The 20,265-nt window shown below is 65.7% G+C and carries 13 protein-coding genes; 6 read left to right on the forward strand and 7 right to left on the reverse strand.

The window, feature by feature from the left end; all coding sequences use genetic code 11:
- Positions 1-189 precede the first annotated feature (189 nt).
- The 3 genes from IPM80_02170 to IPM80_02180 are packed head-to-tail and all read left to right on the forward strand — an operon-like array spanning position 190 to position 10,705.
- Complete coding sequence (locus tag IPM80_02170) at positions 190-1,728, forward strand: ShlB/FhaC/HecB family hemolysin secretion/activation protein (protein MBK8957251.1); 1,539 nt, start codon at positions 190-192, stop codon at positions 1,726-1,728.
- Positions 1,698-3,065 (forward strand): FecR domain-containing protein, encoded by a 1,368-nt coding sequence (locus IPM80_02175; GenBank protein MBK8957252.1) that lies wholly within the window; start codon positions 1,698-1,700, stop codon positions 3,063-3,065. The genes IPM80_02170 and IPM80_02175 overlap by 31 nt, the downstream gene beginning before the upstream one ends.
- Complete coding sequence (locus tag IPM80_02180; protein ID MBK8957253.1) at positions 3,050-10,705, forward strand: filamentous hemagglutinin N-terminal domain-containing protein; 7,656 nt, start codon at positions 3,050-3,052, stop codon at positions 10,703-10,705. Before IPM80_02175 ends, IPM80_02180 begins: the two co-directional genes overlap by 16 nt.
- A 74-nt stretch (positions 10,706-10,779) precedes the next feature.
- On the opposite strand, the gene IPM80_02185 is transcribed toward IPM80_02180, so the two are convergent.
- The 6 genes from IPM80_02185 to IPM80_02210 all read right to left on the reverse strand — a co-directional run bounded on the left by IPM80_02185 (position 10,780) and on the right by IPM80_02210 (position 15,913).
- Entirely contained in the window at positions 10,780-12,312 is a 1,533-nt protein-coding gene (locus IPM80_02185; protein ID MBK8957254.1) for a peptide MFS transporter, read from the reverse strand.
- A 69-nt stretch (positions 12,313-12,381) separates the two neighbouring features.
- Positions 12,382-12,885, reverse strand: a complete 504-nt coding sequence (locus IPM80_02190) for a DMT family transporter (GenBank protein ID MBK8957255.1) — start codon at positions 12,883-12,885, stop codon at positions 12,382-12,384.
- On the reverse strand, positions 12,882-13,283 hold the full coding sequence (locus IPM80_02195; protein ID MBK8957256.1) for a DMT family transporter: 402 nt from the start codon (positions 13,281-13,283) through the stop codon (positions 12,882-12,884). Before IPM80_02195 ends, IPM80_02190 begins: the two co-directional genes overlap by 4 nt.
- 65 nt (positions 13,284-13,348) lie before the next feature.
- Positions 13,349-14,137, reverse strand: coding sequence for an enoyl-CoA hydratase/isomerase family protein (locus IPM80_02200; protein ID MBK8957257.1), 789 nt, complete (start codon positions 14,135-14,137; stop codon positions 13,349-13,351).
- A 127-nt stretch (positions 14,138-14,264) separates the two neighbouring features.
- On the reverse strand, positions 14,265-15,152 hold the full coding sequence (locus IPM80_02205; protein ID MBK8957258.1) for an LLM class F420-dependent oxidoreductase: 888 nt from the start codon (positions 15,150-15,152) through the stop codon (positions 14,265-14,267).
- Positions 15,153-15,205: 53 nt separating this feature from the next.
- Positions 15,206-15,913, reverse strand: coding sequence for a haloacid dehalogenase type II (locus tag IPM80_02210; protein MBK8957259.1), 708 nt, complete (start codon positions 15,911-15,913; stop codon positions 15,206-15,208).
- 166 nt (positions 15,914-16,079) lie between these two features.
- On the opposite strand from IPM80_02210, the gene IPM80_02215 reads away from it, so the two are divergent.
- From IPM80_02215 to IPM80_02225, 3 genes are all read left to right on the forward strand, one after another.
- Positions 16,080-17,186: an LLM class flavin-dependent oxidoreductase gene (locus IPM80_02215; protein MBK8957260.1), complete on the forward strand. Its 1,107-nt coding sequence runs from the start codon at positions 16,080-16,082 to the stop codon at positions 17,184-17,186.
- Between the two features lie 85 nt (positions 17,187-17,271).
- Complete coding sequence (locus IPM80_02220) at positions 17,272-18,162, forward strand: LLM class flavin-dependent oxidoreductase (GenBank protein MBK8957261.1); 891 nt, start codon at positions 17,272-17,274, stop codon at positions 18,160-18,162.
- 416 nt (positions 18,163-18,578) lie between these two features.
- Positions 18,579-19,118 carry a hypothetical protein gene (locus IPM80_02225; protein MBK8957262.1) on the forward strand — a complete coding sequence of 180 codons (540 nt, stop codon included), beginning with the start codon at positions 18,579-18,581 and terminating at the stop codon, positions 19,116-19,118.
- Positions 19,119-19,135: 17 nt separating this feature from the next.
- Here the strand turns inward: IPM80_02225 and IPM80_02230 are convergent, their stop codons facing one another.
- Positions 19,136-20,194 (reverse strand): DUF3047 domain-containing protein, encoded by a 1,059-nt coding sequence (locus IPM80_02230; GenBank protein ID MBK8957263.1) that lies wholly within the window; start codon positions 20,192-20,194, stop codon positions 19,136-19,138.
- Positions 20,195-20,265 lie beyond the last annotated feature (71 nt).

Genomic DNA, 20,265 nt, shown 5'->3' on the forward strand with positions numbered 1-20,265 from the left:
CACCTTCGCCTGCAGAGGTTCGGACTGGCCTGATGATAGTCATGTACATCGTTGAAAAAACGATTTAAATTACAGTATGAAAAGCTCGGGGTTTGGGCTGTTGGGGGACGAGTGCTAAGAGCATTGCTATTGGCGTGCGCCGTCTCGGCGTGTGGGGGGCAATCCGTCTGGGCGGAAGAGGCTCCACCTTTGAAAATCGTCGTCAAGACCTACAAGGTCGAGGGCGACAATCCCATTGGCGCTGCCGCCAGTGAGGCGCTGGCGCCGTTCGTCGGCGAGTTCGATGGCCTCGAACCGCTGTACGCCGCCAAGGATGCCATCAACGCCGCGCTCGCGAGCGGCGGATACCGCTTCTACCGCGCCGTGCTGCCGCCGCAGGACATCGTCGACGGCGTGGTCACCATCAAGATACTCGCGCTGCCGATCGGCAAGGTGGTGGTGGAAGGCAACAAGCGCGTGTCGGCCGCGGCGGTGGAGCGCAGCGTGCGCGCCCTGAAGACCGGCGAAGTGCCGAATACCGCCGAAGTGTCGCGTTCGCTGGCGGTTGTCAACGAACATCCCTCGAAGAAAGTGCAGGTCAATTTCCGCGAGAGCGAGGAGACGCCTGACACCCTCGACGCCGTGCTCAAGGTCGCGGAAGAAAAGCCGTGGTCGGTGTTCGCGCAGATCAACAACATCGGCAGTGCCGGGGACGGCGCCTCCGATGTCGCCGCTGGTGGTACCGCTGGCACCGGCCGCACCCGTCTCACCATGGGTGGCCAGTACGACAACCTCACGCGTCACGACGACGTGCTGCAAGGCTCGGTCACGACCTCGCCCGAGAACGCCGAAAACGTCCTGCAATACGCCAGTTCCTATCAACTGCCCATCTATCGTTTGAACGGTTGGCTGACCGGCTTCTACGTCCATTCGGAAGTCGACGTCGACGGCGTGCAGGGCGGCATCTTCGATATCCAGGGCGCCGGCACCTTCTACGGCCTCAGCTTCAAACACCAGTTGGTGAACATCGGTCGCTACAAGCACAGCTATACGCTGGGCGTGCAGGACCGCCTGTTCGACACCGCCATCTTCACTTCAGCCAACGGCCTGCGCCTGACGGCGCTCAGCACCAAGGTGCGCAGCCGACCATTCTCGGGACGCTACGACGGCTCCTACTCCTGGTCCAGCACCAGCGTCGATTTCTACTGGGATGTCAGCCACAACATCGAGGCCGGTAATCACAACAACGCCACGGACTACGCGCTGGTGCGGGCGCCGGCCACGCCGGATTTCACCGTCGGCCATTTCGGCGCGCTGGTCACGCAACGCCTGCCGCGCGGCTTTGCCGCGCTGGGCCGCATGACCGCCCAGTTGACCGGCCAGGCACTCATCCCCGGCGAGCAGTTGGGCGCGGGCGGCGTGCACTCGGTGCGTGGCTTCGAAGAACGCACCATCGCCGGCGACAAGGGCGTGATCCTCAATTTCGAATTGTGGTCGCCGCCGGTCAAACGCCTGCTCGACGCTCGTTTCCTCGGCTTTATCGATGTCGGTCACAAAGCGCTGATCGATCCGGTGGTGGGGCAGCGCCAGAACGATACGATTTCCAGTATCGGTCTGGGCGCGAGGTGGCAATGGCGCAAACAGCTGTCGCTGGCTATCGACTATGGACTGCCGCTCGCGAGCGCGGACGGCGAGGCATCGGATCGGGGCAATTCGAAATGGCATCTAGACCTTACCTACCGTTATTGAGCCGCCCGGCGCGGGGCCTGGTCCTGTCGGCGGCGCTGGCGCTGCTGGCGACGCCGCTGTGGGCGGCCAACAAGGCCGGCGACGTGATGCTCGCCCACGGCGTGGTCAGCGCCCACGTGGCGGGCGGCGCGCCGCACCTGTTGGGCCCGGGATCAGCGCTCAACGAGGGCGACGTGGTGACCACCGGGCCGCGCAGCGTGGCGCTGCTCAAATTGGCCGACGGCACCAAGATCACCCTGCGTCCCGAGTCGTCCTTCCAGATTGCGAAGTACGAGGTGGCGGAGAATCGCGAAGAGGGCCTCATGACCCTCTTCAAGGGCGGCCTGCGAGCGGTCACCGGCTTCATGAGCAAGCGCAATCCGAACGCCATGCGCCTGCGCACCTCGGTGGCAACCATCGGTATCCGCGGCACCGAATTCGACGCGCGCCTGTGCGGCAGCGACTGCAGCGAGGAAGCGCGGGCCCATTCGACGCCCGCCGGCCGTGCCGGGTTCGTGAAGGGCGATGCCCTGGTGCGCGCGCCAAGCAGCCACGCGCGGCCCTTGAAATCCGGCGCGCCGGTCTACAACGGTGACACCGTCATCACCAATGCCGATGCCTTCGCGGTGCTGGTGTTCGCCGACAAGAGCCGCGTGACGCTGATGCCCAACACCGAGTTCCGCGTCGAGCGCGTGGAATTCAAGATGGCCGAACCGCAGCGCAGCGAGAGCATCTTCAACCTGCTGCGCGGCGGCTTGCGCGCGGTCAGTGGCCTGGTCGGCCACAAGGGCCGCGGTACCTACCAGATGCGTACCGCCGTGGCCACGATCGGTATCCGCGGCACCGACTGGACGGCCATGTGCGTGGGGCCCTGCCAAGCCACGGACCCGAACGCGGCGCCGGGCGGCAATGGCTTCTATTCGCAGGTCAACGAGGGCGCCATCGACGTCAACGGTGGCGAGGTGCAGGCCGGTGAGACCATATTCGTGGGCAGCACCGGCATGCTGCCGCAGAGCGTGCCGCAACTGCCCGTGCCGATGCCGCCCGATCTGCCGCCGCCAGGTTCGATCGAATTCCAGGAACCGCCGCCGGCGCCGACGTCGACCGACCCCGAGAGCGGCCTGTACGTCAGCTGCTATTCCGGTATCTGCGCGGTGCAGACCGAAGAGAACGAAATCCAGCTCGGCCAAGGCGAGGCCAGCCACGTCGGGAACCAAGGCGGCCCCGCGCAGCAATTGACCGAGGTGCCGCCGTTCCAGGCGGAAGACCCGATTTTCCATGCTGTCGAGGTCGGCGGACAGCTCGAGCAGTTGAATGAGACGCTGAACAACGGAGGTCTCGAATGCACGGTTCACTGAAAATCACCCGTCGCCGCGGCGGCCAGGTCCTGTCATTCGTCACAGGCCTGATCGCAAGCGTCGGCGCGAGTGCGAACCCGCAAGGCGCGCAGGTGGTCAGCGGCTCGGCCGTGTTCGCCAACCCCACGCCCCAGACCCTCGAGATAACCAACTCTCCGGCGGCGGTCCTCAACTGGCAGTCGTTCGATATCGGCAAGGGCGAGACCACGCGCTTCATACAGCAGAATGCCGCCAGCGCGGTGTTGAATCGCGTCACCAGCGGCAACAGCTCGGAGATCCTCGGCAGCCTCGTTTCCAACGGTCACGTGTTCCTGATCAATCCGGCCGGCATCCTGATCGGCCGCGATGGCTCGGTCGATACCGCCGGCGTGGTGCTGTCGACCTTGCAGATCACGGACCAGGATTTCCTCGCCGGACGGTTCAAGTTCGAAGGAGACTCGGCCAGCGGCACGGTCACCAACCACGGCTACATCAAGACCGCGCCCGGTGGCGAGGTGGTATTGATAGCGCCGCGCATCGAGAACGTTCCCGAAGCGGGGCGCTCCAGGAGCGGCCTCATCGAAAGCCCCAACGGTGACCTGATCCTGGCCGCCGGCACGGCCATCACCATCGCCAGCCTGGACGACCCGGACATCACCTTCGACGTGCGCGCGCCGGACAACGAAGTCGTCAACCTCGGCAAGCTGCTCGCGAGCGGCGGTACCGCCAGCATCCTGGCCGGCACCATTCGTCATTCCGGCGAAATCAACGCCGACACCGCCAGCGCCGATGGCACGGGCCGCATATCGCTGAAGGCCTCGAATCGCATCGCGCTGGCCGAGGGCAGCCTGGTGCGCGCCTCGGGTGGCAAGGGCGAAGACGGCGGCGACATCAGCATCGATGCGCGCAACCAGGACAAGAACGCGACCATCGATGCCCTGGGCGCGGTGCGCGCCGACGGCGAGAACGGCGGCACGGTGATCGTGCGCGGCAACAATCTGCTGGTCGACGGCATCGTCTCGGCGCGTGGCGGCGAGGTGGGCGGCAAGATCAATATCCGCTCGACCGAGGCCACCATCGCCACGGTCAACGCCACGCTGCAGACCTACACCATCGAAGGTAAGGGCGGGCGCATCGCCGTCGACGGCGGCAAGAGCACCTTCGTCTCGGGCAGCCTGCGCGCCAGCGGCGAGCGCGGTGGCAGTGTCGCGGTGCTCGGTGACGAAGTGACCCTGGCGGCGGCGCGGATGCGCGCCGACGGTGACTCGGGCGGTGGTCGGGTGCGCGTCGGCGGTGGATTCCGCGGCGGTGAAGACCTGCATGCCGCCGAACGCACAATCGTCAACGACACGACCACCATCAACGCCAGCGCGCGCGCCAATGGCGACGGCGGTGACGTGGTGGTGTGGGCTGACGGTACCACGCAGTTCGCCGGCAGCATCTCGGCGCGCGGCGGCGTGGACGGCGGCGATGGCGGTCGCGTTGAAGTGTCCGGCAAGAACGGCCTCGGCTTCTCCGGCGAGGTCGACGTCACTGCCCGCAACGGCGCCGAAGGGACGCTGTTGCTCGACCCGAAGAACATCCGTTTCACGTCTGAGGAATTGCCGGCCGCCCCGACCAAGCTGCTCGACCCGCACCCCGGCACCGATAATTTCTTTGGCGATCGCGTCGATTACTTCGACGCTTTCGGCAACCGCGTTTCGTCCTTCAACGGCGTCAGTGATGCGACCACCGTGGTGGTCTACGATCCTGATGACGACTTCGGCGGTACCAACGCCGGCGCGGTGTATGTCTACCGCCTGTCCGATGGCGCCCTGTTGAGTGAGCTGCACGGTGTGAACAACACCTCGGCGAGCGACCAGGTCGGCAACGAATTCCTCAACGCGTTTGCCTTCAACGGCCGGCATTTGCTGCGCTCACGCCAGTGGGGCAACGGCGCAGGAGCCTTGACCGTGTTCGACCCGGTCAATGGCACCAGCGGTGCGGTCGACGCCAGCACCAGCCTGGTCGGCGCCAATGCGGGGGACAACATCGGCAGCAGCTCGCTGCAAGTGCTCGGCGCCAATTCGGTGGCGGTGCTGAGTCCCAATTTCAATTCCAGCGCCGGCGCGGTCACCATCGTGACCGCGGGCACCCTGCGCGGTACGGTCTCCAGCGGCAACAGCCTGGTCGGCGCCAATCCCGGTGACTTGCTGGGCAATTCCATCACCCATCTCGGCGGCACGAACTGGGCGGTGTCCAGCGCCAACGCCGGGCTAGGCTCACTCACGGTGCTGCACGAGGGTGTACGCACCACCGGCGTCGTCAGCGCGAGCAACAGCGTGGTCGGCAGCACGTCGGGCGACGCCATCGGTAACGGTGGCTTGTTCCAGGTCGGGGCCAGCAACACCTGGGCCTTGACCAGCAATTCGTGGAACGGCGGTGTTGGCGCCATCACCTGGATCAACAGCACGGCCACGCCAACCGGCGCGGTCAGCGCCAGCAACAGCCTGGTCGGCGCGGTGGTCGGTGATCTCGGCAATGGCGGCGGTCAACTGGGCACTTTGGGCAGCGGCCGATTCCTGCTGTTTTCCGAGAACGGCGGTGCGGGCGCCGTCACTTATATCAGCGCCTCGTCCTTGCCGACCGGCGTGGTGGATTCGAGCAACAGCCTGGTCGGCTCGCTGTCGACCGATCGCATCGGCCACGATGCCAACGGCGGCTCGCGCAACTTCGACATCATCAACGGCAAGTTCTACATCTACAGCCCGACCTGGAACAACAGCGCCGGCGCCGTCACGGCCGGCGATGTCGCCACCGGCCTCACGCCCGGCGTGGTCAGTTCCAGCAACAGCCTGGTCGGCGCGTCGAGCGGCGACCTGGTCGGCGATTCGCAGATCGTCAACACCGGTTTTGGCTTTGGCTTGCTGCGCAGCGACAACGGCGGCGCGGGCGCGGTTACGGCCATCGACTTCTCGGCGCCGCCCACCGGCACCATCGGCGCTGGCAACAGCTTGATAGGCGGTGACTCGCGCGACAACGTCGGCTCCGGTGGTTTCACTTCCCTCGGTGGCGGCACCTACTCCATCCAGAGCCCCACCTGGACCGCACCGGGCAACAAGACCGACGCCGGTGCGGTGACTTTGTTCAATGCCGCGACCGGCACTTTCAACGGCACGGCCACCAGCCTGGCCGGCGTGCTGGACGCCACCAACAGCCTGGTCGGCACCGAGACCAACGATCAGATCGGCAGCGCAGGCGTGGGCTACGCCTACTCCAACACCACCGACAACATCTTCGTCGTCAGCAGCCCGCTGTGGGACGACACGCCGTCGGTGCCTGATGTCGGCGCGTTGACCTGGTTCAAGCTGAGCGATTCACTGACGGGCGCGGTGTCCAGCGCCAACAGCCTGGTGGGTTCCGCGCCCAACGACCAGATCGGCAATAGCACCTCGATCCCGGGGCTGTTCAGCAGCGACTTCGGTGTCTACCAGTTGTTCAGCAGCGGCAACAGCAGTGCGCTGGTCTACTCGGCCACCGCCAACAGCGGCGGCGGCGCGGTGGTGTTCCTGAACGGCGGCAATGCGCCGCTGACCGGTTCGATCAACAGCGGCAATGCACTGATCGGCGGAGCGGCGGGCGATGCGATAGGCAGCAACGGCATCTTCGAGGTTGGCGGCGGCAAGTTCGTGGTGCTGAGCCCCAACCTCGACCAGTTCAGTTCGACCGATGTCGGTGCCATCACGGTCGGTGACGTCAACGGCGGCGTGAGCGGCTTGGTGGATTCCAGCAACAGCCTGGTGGGTGATACCAGCGGTGACGCCGTCGGCTCGCGCTCGCCCGATTTTCTCGACAGCGGTACCGTGCTGTTCCGCTCACCCAATTGGCACAGCAACACCGGCGCCGTCACGTTCCTCGATCCGTCCAGCGGGCATTGGTTGAACGATACCGATTTCGCCGGCACCCTCGGCACCAGCAACAGCCTGACCGGCGTCAACCCCGGCGACAACGTCGGCGCCAACAGCACGCTGCGCAATGTCGCCTTTGGGCGCTACATCATCCGCAGTTCGACGGTGTCCGAATTCAATGGCCCGGCCAATGTCGGCGCCATCACTTACTTCTCCGATGCCACCGGCATCGCGGGCCAGATTGACAGCACCAACAGCTTCGTCGGCACGCACACCGGTGACCAGGTCGGCAGCGGCGGCTTCGAGACCCTGGCCAATGGCAACCTGGTCATCCATAGCCCGGCGTGGAATTCCAGCGCCGGCGCGGCGACCTTTCTCGACGTCAACTCAGGCCATTTCGGCGGCAGCAATGCCGGCGTGTTGACCGGCAGCCTGGACCAGACCAATAGCCTGGTAGGCCATAGCGCGAACGACAACCTCGGCAGCTTGGGCATCGAGAGCAGCAACGCCGGGGTCGGTTATTACATGGTCTTCAGCCCCGATGTCGACAACACCAACACCAGCGCCACCGATGCCGGCGCGGTCACGTTTGGCGACATCCTGCAGGGCGCGCGCGGTTTCGTCGACGACAACAGTGTTAGCTTCGTCGGCACGCAGACCAACGATCGGGTGGGCGACAACGCCAACACCGATTCGACCGACAACGGCAACGTGTTCCTGATCAATCCGCAGTGGCACGACAACATGGGGGCCGTGACCTTCGTCGACCTCGTCAACGGCACGGGCCTGGCGGGTGACATCGACAGCACCAACAGCATCGTTGGCAGCTTCAGTGGCGTCAACGGCGACCATGTCGGTATCGGCGGCGTGCAGATGCTGACCAACCACAGGGTGGCGGTGAGGAGCCCGGACTGGAGCAACGGCGGCAGCACTCTCGGTGCCGGCGCCATTACCTGGGCCAGCGAGCTGACCGGCGGCAGCGGCGTGGTGACGACCGGCAACAGCCTGGTCGGCGCCAATACCGGCGACGACGTGGGCGGCAGCTTCATCAACCTCGTCAGCGGCAGCAGCAGCCTGCACGTGGTCAGAACCGGCAGCTTCGATCTCAACAAGAGCGCCTTGACGTTCTTCGACAGTGCGGGCGCCGTGCCGACCGGACTGATGGGCAGCGGCAACAGCCTGGTAGGCTCGACGGCCAACGACAACCTGGGCAGCGGCGACACCATTCGCCTGGTCGGTTTCGGCGCCAATCGACGCGTGGTGGTCATGAGCCCGAATTGGGACAACGGCGCGGCGGTCGACGCCGGCGCGGTTACCACCTTCCTGCCGACAGCACCCAAGTCGGGCGTGGTGGGCAACGCCAACAGCCTGGTCGGCACCAACACCGGAGACATCATCGGCGACGGTTTCTTCGTCAGTCTCAGCAACGGCAATCGTCTGCTGGTGCACGGCGGTTGGAACAACAACCGCGGCGCGGTCACTTTCTGGAACATGAGCTCCGACCTGGTAGGCAACGTGGGGCCGGGCAACAGCCTGGTCGGCGCCGCCAGTGGCGAGTTCGTCGGCAGTTTCTCCGCGAGCGAGATCGCCGGCAGCGGTCGGTACCTGGTGAACACGCCGAATTTCAACAGCAATGCCGGCGCCCTGACCTTCGGCAGCATCACCACCGGCGTGAAGGGTGTGGTGAGTGGCGCCAATTCACTGGTGGGCGCCAATGCCGGCGACCACATGGGCCAGAACGTGTTCTCCTTCAGCTTCGGCAACGGCCCGATCCTGATGCTGAGCGCGCATGGCGGCCGCGGTGCGGTCACCTACCTCAACCCGGCGAATCCCCCGCGCGGCGTGATCAGTGCCAGCAACAGCCTGGTCGGTTCCACCGCTGGCGATGGCATCGGCCAGTTCGACGAGTTCGTCACCGGTAGTATCCGCGCCATCAATACGCCCGGTTGGGACAACGGCGCGGCCACCGACGCCGGCGCGGTCTCGCTGATCGACCTCAGCACCGGCACTTTCGTCGGCACCAGCACGCCAATAGCAGGGAACATCTCCGCCGCCAACAGCCTGGTCGGCACTTTCGCCAATGACCAGGTCGGTAACTCTGGTCGCGGCGATTCCATCCGCACCGTTCAAATCGGCGAAGTCCAACAAGGCGCGGTGATGTCCAGCAACTGGAACGGCGGTCGAGGCGCCATCACCTGGTTTACGATCGGCGAAGCGCTCAACGGTGAAATCTCCACCAGCAATAGCCTGGTCGGCTCGTTCGCCAACGATTTCGTCGGCAGCGGCAGCTTCCCGGTGCTGTTGTTCAACACGCAGACCCTGCCGCCGGCACTCGCGCCGGCCTTCGGCGCGGTGTTCACGCCCAATTGGCAAGGCGGTCGTGGCGCCATCACTTGGTTCAAGCCCGGCGAACTGCCGGTCGGCAGGGTCACCGCCAAGAACAGCCTGGTGGGTGCGTTCGCCAATGATTTCGTGGGTGCCGATCACGACGAGAACTTCCTCAACGGCATGTTGGAACTGCCGAGCGGCAACTTCGTGCTGACCTCGCCGGACTACAACAGCAATGCCGGGGCCATCACTTTCCTCAACGTCAGCCGTGGGCTGACGGTGGGCGAGATCAACAGCGGCAACAGCTTCGTCGGCGCGCCCGGCGATCGCATCGGCAGTCGCGATCTGGTCAGCCTCGGCGGCGACCGCGTGCTGATCATCAGTCCCTCTGCGGCTGTCGACGGCTTCACCAATGCCGGCCGCATAGACCTGTTGGACGGCACCAAGACCCAGGCGGTGGATACCATCGGCTTCGGCAGCAACCCCAGTGACGAACTGGCGGTGTCGATACCGGCGGTGGTGAAGTTCCTCGATGCCGGCGGCTCGCTGACCCTGCAGGCGAGCAACGACATCTTCATCCCCGAAGGCATCACCATCGGCGCCAAGGCCGGCTCATTGACGCTCGAGGCCGGTCGCAGCATCGAGGTCAAGGGCAACATCTTCACCGCTGGCTTCTTGAAGCTGTTCGCCAATTCCAAGTCGGGTGATCTCGCCCAACGCGGTGAAGGCGAAGGCTTCGTCTCCATCCTGGCCGACAGCAAGCCGACTTCGGTGATTGCCGGGCAACTGGAAGTCGATGCGGAAGACGTGGTCGTGCAAGGCGGCAACGCCAAGGGCGCCTACGCGCTGCTCTATGGTGTCGACAGCGCCAAGATCTTCGCCCACGGCAGTGGCCTCATCAGTCTCAAGGCCGGCACCGGTGAAGAAGTGCCGCCGGCGCCGAGCTTCGAGCTTCTCGCGTCCCTGCTTCCCGGCAATCTCAACGAGGGGCAGCCGATCACCATCGACGCACCGATAGCGCTGTTGCTGGCGGGCAAAACCATGGACGCGACCTCGGCCGAGCGTATCGAACTGTTCGGTGGCGGCAGCGGCGGCGCGTTCGCGGCGATTGCCTCGTTCGGCGAGATGAAGGTGGAAGCGCAGGACATCACCATGGAAGTAGGTTCGGCGGCCAATACCGATGCCTTGTTCCTGGGCATGGGCGGCGCGGCCGACATCACCTTCACGAGCTGCGTGGGCTGCGGCGACCTGTTGGCCGATCCGCTGCTCGATGGCGGCTCGCAGACCGGTACCTTCCTCGCGGGGTTGTTCGTCGACCCGACCATCAACGCGGTGTTGGCCAATATCCTTCAGTCGGAACAAGACGGCGATGAACCGTCGAGCGACGCTGATGACGATGATGACGACGACGAGAAGGAAGGCGAGACGTCGGTCGACTGCAATTGATGGCCTGGACAGGGTAGGCGGGGACCGCGCCGCCACGGCGCGCGGTACATCCGGGCCAGGCGGCCGAGCGGAGTTCAGCCGCCTGCAGGTTCCTTGAGCATCCTCTGCAGCGGTTTGGCCAACAGCGCCATCACCACCGTTGCCACCAGCGCGAACAGCGTCAGCGCAGCGAAAATCTGGGCAAGGCCGAGACTGTCGTACAGTCCGGCCACGCGCCCGCCGAGATAAGACCCTATCGAACTCGCCAGGAACCACACGCCCATGGTCAGGCTCGCGATGCGCGCCGGTGCGAGGCGTGTCATGGCCGACAAACCGACCGGGCTCAGGCACATCTCGCCGAGCGTGTGCAGGAAGTACATCGCCGCCAGCCACAGCGGACTTACTTTCACGCCGGTTTGCGCAAGGCTGCCGGCGCCGATCATGAGTGCGTAACCGGCCGCCATGAACGCGAGTCCGATGGCGAACTTGGCCGGGCTCGACGGCTCGTGGCGGCCAAGCCGCGGCCACAACCAGGCGAAGGCCGGCGCCAGTCCGCAGATGATGTAGATGGGGTTCAAGGACTGCATCCAACTCGCCGGAAAGTCGAAGCCGAACAGCCGGGTGTCGGTATTGCGTTCGGCAAACAGGTTGAGCGTCGAGCCGCCTTGTTCGTACAGCGACCAGAACGCGGTTGCGCCGAGGAACAGGGCCAGCACCAGCCACAGGCGCTGGCGTTCTTCCGCACTCCAGTCGCTGCGAGTGAAGATCCAGGTGAAGAACCCGATGGTGATGGCGAGCAGCAACACGCCGAAGATATTGCCGAGCGTCTCTGCGCTGATGGCGAGATGGCCGTTCATCACCAGCCACGCGCCGAGCGCAGCCATCACCATCAACACCATCGCGCCCCGGCCCGCCCGTTGCACGGCCAGGTCGCGTGCGGCGCAAGCCGGAGGTGGCGAGCCGGCGGCACCGAAATGTGCGGCGCCGCGCCAATAGCTCACAAGACCGAGCGCCATGCCCAGCGCCGCCGCGCCGAACCCGAAATGCCAGGCCAGGCGAGGGTCGATGTCATGGCTGGCCAGGAACTCACGAAAACCGTCACCCTGTGCCAGCGCTCCGCACACCAGCGGCGCGAGGAAGGCGCCGCTGTTGATGCCCATGTAATAAATCGAAAAGCCGGCATCGCGCCGTTGGTCGTCCGCTGCGTAGAGGTGACCGACGAGGGTGCTGACATTGGGCTTCAACAAGCCCGTGCCGATGACGATCAGCGCCAGGCCCAGGTAGAAACTGCTGGTGACGGGCAGCGCGAGACAGACGTGGCCCAGCATGATGATGACGCCACCGCCCAAGGTCGCACGGCGCGCACCCAGCACGCGGTCGGCCAGCCAGCCGCCCGGCAGGCAGGCGAGATACACCATGCCGGTATACAGGCCGTAGACTGCGCCGGCGCTGCCGACATCGAAGCCAAGGCCGCCGGCGTCCAGCGGCGCGGTCATGAACAGGATGAGGATGGCGCGCATGCCGTAGTAGCTGAACCGCTCCCACAGTTCGGTGAAGAACAGCGTGCCCAAGGCGCGAGGATGGCCGAAGAAGCGCGTGTCGGGCGCGATGGCGGGGGACGAGGGCATGCCTGGAACTCCTGGGCGGTGGTGGCTGCACGCCAGAATACCCCAGGGCCCCGACAGTCGGGGCGCTGACTACTCCGGCGTGTCGGCGCGCGTGTCGGCGCGATGGCGGACAATGGCGCGCCAGCTCAAGATCACGAGACCGAGCACGATCAGCGACATGCCGAGCAGGTCGCTGGCGAGCAAGGGCTCGCCGAGTTGCAGCGAGGTCGCGGCCACGGCGATGACCGGCACCATCAGGGTCATCATGCTCGCCATGCCCGCCGGCAGGCGATTCAGCAACCACGCCCACAGGTACCAGCCGAAGCCGGTGGATACCATGCTGGTCACCGCCAGCACTGTCATGAAGCGCGGCGTCCATAGCGGCGCGGGCTCGTGACGCAGCCAGGCGATGGCCAGCAAGACCAGCGATCCCAAGGTCATCTGCCATGCGGTCATGGACAGCAGGTCCAAGGGCCCGCGCGCAAGCATGCGCTTGGTCATCACAGCGCTCAGCGACCAGAACAGCGCGGCGAACAACACCAGCACCTGCGACAGCAACTGGCCATGACCGGACCACGGTTGCACCACCGTCAACAGGCCGGCCAGCGCGCTGGCGATGGCGAGCCACTGCGCACCCGCACTTTCTCGCCGAGCGTCGCCCAGGCCAGCAACAAGGTCATGAAGGGCATGGTGTACATGAGGATCGACGTGCGATTGGCTGCGCCGCTGACCAGCGCCATCTGCGAGCAGCCGACCGAGGCGGTGGTGGTGACGAGGCCCAGGCACAACACTTCCCAGCCGCGCACGAGGCGCGCGGAGCGCCCGCTCAGCGGCAGGCTGATGAGCAGGCACAGGCCGCCCAGCAAGGTGCGCAGCCCGGCGAAAGTGAAGGGGCCGGCATCCAGACCACCGAGCTTGAGCAACACCCAGCTGTATCCCCAGATGAGCGACAGCAGGACGAGCGCGGCAAGGGAGCGTCGCGACAATGGCATGGGCTTTCGATGCGCACCGGCGATGCACCCAGCGCGCCGCACACGGCGCGCTGGGTGCGTGACAGTCAATCGCCGCTGAAGCGCGGCTCGGTCTTGGCCGCGTAGGCCGCGGCCGCGGCTTTCTGGTCGGCGCTGGTATGGGTGAGCAGATTCTGATCGGCATCCATGTGCATGAGCGCGCGGTCCAGCGCGCCCATCACCTGGTTGACGCTGCGCTTGATCATCTGCGCGGCAATCGGCGACTTGTTGACATAGGTGGCGGCAAACGCGCGCGCCCTGTCGAGGAGTTCGGCGGGCGCCGCCACCTCTTCCAGCAAGCCCCATTCGAGCAGCGTTGGCGCGTGCACACGCTCGCCGCCGATCACCAGGCGCTTGGCGCGGGTCGGCCCGAGCAGGTGCACGGTCAACGGCAGGCTTTGCCACATGAGATTCATGCCAAGGTCGATTTCGGGGTACTGGATGAAGCAGTTCGAGTCGCCGATACGGAAATCGGCCGCCGTCACCAGGCAGGCGCCGCCGCCCAGCGCCCCGCCGTTCCAGGCCGCGATGGTGATCTGGTCGATGCCCAGCATCGCGTGCAGCGCGCGCTCGCCGATGCGAAAGCGCCGCCGCCGCACCACCAGCGGCTGGGTGAGTTCATCGGGAAAGTCGACGAGATCGGCGCCCGAGGAAAAATGCCGGCCGGCGCCGGTGAAGATCACGACACACGTGTCGGCGTCCTCACGGAACGACAGCGCGCAATGCTCCAACTCCGAAAGATGTTCGAAGTTGAGCGCATTGGCGCGCTCGGGCCGGTTGAGCGTGACGAGCGCGATGTGATCGCGCTTGTCGATGGTGAGGTGGCGGTAGGACACGGATGGAACTCCGACTCGAATCACTGTGGGTCAGACTTCAGTCTGACACCTGCTCGAGGCACTCGAAACGAGGTCCTTTGAATGTCAGACTGAAGTCTGACCCACAAACGAGGATGGCCGCCGCTCGTTACGGGAAAATCTGCGCGGCGAGCTCCTTCAGCTCCGCACAGATGTCGGCCTCGCTCTGGCTCTGGATCCACAGTACCGCGCCGTTGGCGCCGGACTTCGCCACCTCGGCGAGCTCGGCGGGCTTGCGGAAGAATGAATCGGGCGCGAACAAGGTCACGTCGATGCTGGCCGGATCGCGACCTGCGGCCTTGGCGAGCTTGGTCAACTGCGCGCGGCCATTGGCGATCTCGGTGAGGTCAACGGAGAAGGGCAGCCAGCCGTCGCCCCACTCGACCGTGCGCTTGAACACCAGCGGCGAGCCGATGGAACCGAGCAGCACCAGCGGATTCGGACGACGCGCCGGGCGCGGCAGGCAGATCACCGGCGGGAAGTTGTAGTACTTGCCCTGGTGGCCGACGTACTCGCCGCTCCACAGCTTCTTCATGACCTCGATCGATTCCTTGGTCTGGCTCCAGCGGTGTTCGAAATCGCCGCCCATGATGCGGCATTCGGCTTCGTTCCAGCCGGCGCCGATGCCGAGCATCATGCGGCCGCCGGAATAATGATCGATGCTCGCCACTTCCTTGGCGGTCAACAGCGGGTTGCGCTCCGGGATCAGCGACACGCCGGTGCCGAGACCGATGGTCTTGGTGGTGCCCGAGGCGCGCGCCAGGGCGATGAACGGGTCCGGCATCTTGAACAGGTATTCGGGCGCGGGTTGATCGGCCTGCTTGCCGGGATAGACCTCGGCCGAGCCCTCCGGAATCACGGTGTGTTCCGGCACCCAGTAGGATGAGAAACCGCAGTCTTCGGCGCACTTGGCTATCACGGCCGGATCGCCGTTGTGCATGTCGGCCATCACCTGGAACACACCTACATTCAAACCTTGGGCGGTTTTCTTCGCCATCGTCATCTCCCCGGATTGGTTGCTTTAAGGGTTATACAGTGAGCAGTATTGTGTCAGGCCAGCAGCAGGTCGGCCAGTTCGGTCATCGACTTCGCGGTGACATGTGCCTGGTGGGGCGTCTGCCCGTAAGGTCGACCGCGGCGGTCGATGAATGCCGCGCGCATGCCGGCGGCACAGGCGCCGATGCAATCGAAAGCATGGTTGGCGACGTGCAGTACTTCGTGCGGCGCCACGCCGAGTCGCCGCGCGGCGCTTTCGTAGGTGTGGCGATGCGGCTTGAAGTAACCGGCGTCCTCGACCGAAATCGTACAGTCGAAGCGATGACCGAGATAGGGCTTGGCGGCCTCGAGCATGTCGGCATCACCATTGGAATGAATCGCCAGGCGGAAACGCGTGGCGAGGCGCGCGAGCGCCGCCGGCACTTCGGGAAATGGCCGCAGTCGTTCAATGGCCGCCACCAGCATGCGTGCTTCGTCGTCGCTGTAGACGATGCCGGCACGGTCCATGGTATGGCTGACGGCGCGCCGTCCGATCTCGCGATAGGGCGTATGGCCGCGATCGCACAAGGCATCGATCATGGAGTTCTCGAAATGCGTGCGTCGCCACCAGGTGACGAATTGATCTGGCTTGCCCGACCAAGCCTTGGCGGCGAGAAACGGCGTGACGAACTCCACCAGTCCGCCCTGGATGTCGACCACCGTACCGTACTGGTCGAACGCCAGGACCTTGATGTCGTTGCGAAGCGTGGCGAGGTCGACCATGACGCGTGATTACTCGATAGTGTGGGTCGGATGCGCGGCATCAATGCGTGCCGGGAGCGCAAGAATGTGCGAATGAATTCGTACCGACAAGTGCCGCGCGAGCCGCGGGGCGGGTTTCTTGACACTGCCATACCCCCCAGTTAGCGTGCCTCGAAATTCAACACCCATGGGGACGGCAATGAAGCTCGGCTATTTCATGATGCCTTTGCATCACATCGACAGGGATTACCACGAGACGCTCGAGGAAGACACGGATGCCATCGTCCACGCCGACCAGTTGGGCTACTCGGAAGCATGGATCGGCGAGCACTACTCGTCCGCCGTCGAGCAGATCACTTCACCGCTGATGTTCCATGCCAATCTCATCGCGCGCACCAAGCAGATCAAACTGGCGACCGGCGTGATGTGCCTGCCGCAATACCATCCGGCGGTCAGCGCCGGCCAGGCGGCGATGTTCGATCATCTGAGCAACGGCCGCTTCATCATGGGCGTGGGGCCGGGCGGCCTGTCGTCGGACTTCGCGCTGTTCGACGTGGTCGACAAGGATCGCAAGGCGATGATGGTCGAGGCCCTCGACATGATGCTGGCGATGTGGACCACCAAGCCGCCGTACACGCTGAAGGGCAAGTACTGGAACATCGACATGGAGAAGTTCACCCAGCACGACATCCGCCTCGGCTACGTGCCGCAACCTTTCCAGCAGCCGCATCCGCCGGTGGCGGTGTCGGCCATGAGCCCGCATTCGGATTCGTTGGCGTTTGCCGGCACGCGCGGTTACATCCCGGTGACCGCCAACTTCATCGCCGCGTGGTCGGCCGAGACGCACTGGCCGACCTACGAGGCCGCGGCCAAGGCCGCCGGTCACGCCACCGACCCGGCCATCTGGCGCGTGGCGCGCAGCGTGTACGTGGCCGACTCCGATGCCGAGGCCGAGGCCTTCGTCAAGAAATCCGAAGGCGCCTACGATTACTACTACCAGTACCTGTTCAAGATTTTCGATCGCTCGCATTACAAGGCGCCGTTCGTCGCCAACAAGGGCGACGATCCGGACAAGCTCACCGCCGAAGCGGTTCGTGATGCGTGCATCATCCATGGCAGCCCCGAGACCGTGGCGCGCAAGGTGTTGGCGCTGCGTGACCAGATCGGTGACTTCGGTACCTTGCTCTATGCCGCCCATGACTGGCAGGACAAGGCCGCGATGAAGAAGTCCATGAGCCTGATGGCGAGCGAGGTCATGCCGCGCATCAACCAGGCCATCGCCAAGGCGGCCTGAGCACGCGCAGCGCGGGCGCCGTCACTGGCGGCGGCGCCCGTTGTCGCTATCCCGCCACTTTCGTTCCATCATGAGGAGACCAACCATGAGCGCACCCCTGGGCTTGTTGCAATGGACCGAGGGCACGCGCGGCGCCGAACTCGTCGGGCACGTGCAGCGCCTCGAGCGTCTCGGCTATCACGAACTGTGGCTGCCCGAGATTGCCGGCCGCGAGCCGTTCGCCACCTGCGGATTCCTGCTGGCGAAAACCGAGCGCATCAAGGTCTCGAGCGGCATTGCCAATGTCTACGCCCACGATGCCGATTCCGCCGCGCAGGCGGCCAACACCCTGGCGGAATTTTCCGGCGGACGCTTCACGCTCGGCCTCGGCGTCTCCCATCCCGTGCTGGTCGAGCCACGTGGACACCAGTGGGTGAGACCGGTGCCGAAGATGCGCGGCTATCTCGAACGTCTGCGCGCGGCGCCCATCGAGAGCCCGCGCGCCGCGCAGCCCGCGCCGGTGATCGTGGCCGGCCATGGTCCGGGCCTGCTGAAGGTGGCGAGCACGCTTGCCGATGGCGCCTTCCTGTTCCTGCAGCCGCTGGAGGCCTTGCGCCAGGCGCGTGAACTGCTGCAGCCCACCCAGGACTTGCACGTGGTGGTGCGCTGCGTGCTGGAGACCGATGCCGCCAAGGCCCGCGCCCTCGCGCGCCGCGCCTGTGCGTTCTACCTGTCCTTGCCGCCCTATCACGAAGCCTGGGGGCGGCTGGGATTCGAGCCCGCCGATTGGAGCAACGGCGGCAGTGACCGCCTGATCGATGCAATCTGCGCGTGGGGCGATGCCGCCACCATTCGCGCGCGTCTCACCAAGTACTACGCCGCGGGCGCCAGCCACGTGGTGCTCTACCCATGCAATCCCGACGAGGACTATTCGCCGGGCAGCGCCATGTCGACGCACTGGCATTGGCCGCTGCTGGAGGCGCTGGCGCCGGGCTGAGCGTTCCCACTGTCGACACCGCGCGTGGTGTTTGACGCCGCGCGCGGCCGTGCCGTGTCCACATCGCTGCCCAAGCCGACGTCACCGCGACGCGCTGCGTCACATGGCGCGGGGACAGCGACCCGCGCAAACGTGAATTGCGCACAGCCCGGTGATGCCGCGCGCCACAGTGCCGCGGGCGGCGCACGGTTATGGTTCGTCCATGCAGCCTGTCGTGCCCGCATCAGACAAGAGGGCCGGCTGAGGAAGAGCGCAGAGGGATCTGCCGGCAGGGACGGCGTGATGGGGTGACCCTGTGCAGGGATTCTCGGGTTCACCCGGTCCTTCCTTCAGACCGTCAGCTCTCCGCGGGCCCGACAGGCGCAGGGACGTATCCAACGGCCGCGCCAGGCGCGGCCGTAGCGAGGGTGAGCACCATGGACCAATCCGATCCCAGCCTGGCCAGCGGCGCCGTTCCGGTCGCCGGGGCAACCACGAAACCGACCGTCATCAAGCGCCCGATGTTGCCCGTCGCGATGTGGCCCTTGAGCGGCAGCTATGCGGGCCTCGGCGATGATTACCGCGTGGAAGTCATGCTCGACATCGACACGCTGCGTTCCTACGCGCTGCTGACGGTTGATTTCTACGCGCTCGACGGCGAGCTCGGCACCCACATCGGCGCCGGGCTGCTGCGCTCATCGACCATCGCCAATCACAGTGACCACACCCTGATCCGCGGCGTCGGTCGATTCACCTTCGGCGCCGCCGCGCCGCTCATGGAAGTGCGCATCCCGCGCCATAACGTGCTGCAAAGACGCGCGCCCATGACCCTGCGTTTCCTGTCGATGGCGCTGGGGCCGGGCGCGGTGTACACCTGCGAGTATCGCGGCCATGCGCACCTGGCGGGAGGCTTCGAATCGAGTCCGATGGCGACCGTGCTGCCGTTCGAACGGCCCTGTCTCGGCCACGCTTCCTGAGGCCATGCGCGCCGCCGCTACAGCACCGCCAGGTGGCGCCCGCCATCGCTGAGCTCTATGGTCTCGAAACTCGCACGCGCCGTGCCGTGCTGAAAACTCGCCACGCAGATCAGCCAGATGGCCACGATGCGTGAGGGCGGTGGCCCCATGGTCCTTGCAACGTCGGCGTAGACCTCACGCGCCTGCTCGCACCAGCGCCCCGCATCGGCCAGGCCCGTACGCACCACGTAATGGGTCTCGCGCGCCGACCATGCCTTGATCGGACAGGCAAACCAGTGGTCGATTGGCAGGCAACTGCTCCACAGCCAGGTCAGATCGCGGCCGTTGTCGAATTCGGCGGCGATGGAGACGTAGTCATGGGTACTGGTGCTGTCTTCCGCGACGCGACTCGGATGCGCGTCCAGGCGCCAGCGCCAGGCGAGGCGGGTGGCCGGCGTCAGGGGCCAGTCCACCGCCTTGCGCAGGATGCCCTGGTCATTGCTGGCCTCGAGACAGATGCGCGCGTGTTCGCCATCGGAGCAATCACGATAGATGTCGCTGGTGCCGGTTTCGATGAGGTAGTGCCAGTCGGCCGGCACGCGCACCGGGCGGCGCAGGCGCGCGAGTTCCGCCGCGAGCGCCGGCGCCGGGCAAGCGCCATGCAATGCTTCGAGTCCGCTGACGCTGTCGTCGCGCCAGGTCAGCACCAACACTTCCAGTCCGCCGCGCAGGCGTGCGTAGGCCGAGGCGGGCGTGTCGAGACGACCATAGGCGTCCTGCCACATGCCGAGATAGATCCCGACCTCGAGCTCACCATCGCAATCGGCGATGAAGGACGTGCTGTCGCGCGTGAGATTGACGATGCGCCCACCGGGACTCACACGCGCCCACAGGTGAAAGCCGGCGCCGCCATGCAGGTGCGGCACGCGCTCGGACCAGTCGACGCGCCCCGCGGCCAGCAGCGTGTAATGCTGGCCCGCGCGCAGCGCGATGCCGGTCGGCGTCCACGGTGGTTGTTGCGCAGGCAGGAAGCGCATCGCGGTGGCGACCACGGCCGGGCACGCGGCGTTGGCGATCTGTCGGGCAAGTGCGTGCATCGCGAGGCGGGCCGTCCAGGCAGTGATTGGAACAAGTTGCGGGTCGCGTCGGCGCGAGCGTCATCGTAGGA

Source organism: Pseudomonadota bacterium, assembly GCA_016719885.1.
In the GTDB taxonomy this organism is placed as follows: domain Bacteria; phylum Pseudomonadota; class Gammaproteobacteria.

Coding starts and splice junctions, on each gene's coding strand:
- IPM80_02205 (MBK8957258.1), bottom strand. CDS start 15,152: ATGGCGAAGAAAACCGCCCAAGGTTTGAATGTAGGTGTGTTCCAGGTG.
- IPM80_02210 (MBK8957259.1), bottom strand. CDS start 15,913: ATGGTCGACCTCGCCACGCTTCGCAACGACATCAAGGTCCTGGCGTTC.
- IPM80_02225 (MBK8957262.1), top strand. CDS start 18,579: ATGGACCAATCCGATCCCAGCCTGGCCAGCGGCGCCGTTCCGGTCGCC.
- IPM80_02185 (MBK8957254.1), bottom strand. CDS start 12,312: ATGCCCTCGTCCCCCGCCATCGCGCCCGACACGCGCTTCTTCGGCCAT.
- IPM80_02175 (MBK8957252.1), top strand. CDS start 1,698: ATGGCATCTAGACCTTACCTACCGTTATTGAGCCGCCCGGCGCGGGGC.
- IPM80_02180 (MBK8957253.1), top strand. CDS start 3,050: ATGCACGGTTCACTGAAAATCACCCGTCGCCGCGGCGGCCAGGTCCTG.
- IPM80_02220 (MBK8957261.1), top strand. CDS start 17,272: ATGAGCGCACCCCTGGGCTTGTTGCAATGGACCGAGGGCACGCGCGGC.
- IPM80_02195 (MBK8957256.1), bottom strand. CDS start 13,283: ATGCCATTGTCGCGACGCTCCCTTGCCGCGCTCGTCCTGCTGTCGCTC.
- IPM80_02215 (MBK8957260.1), top strand. CDS start 16,080: ATGGGGACGGCAATGAAGCTCGGCTATTTCATGATGCCTTTGCATCAC.
- IPM80_02230 (MBK8957263.1), bottom strand. CDS start 20,194: ATGCACGCACTTGCCCGACAGATCGCCAACGCCGCGTGCCCGGCCGTG.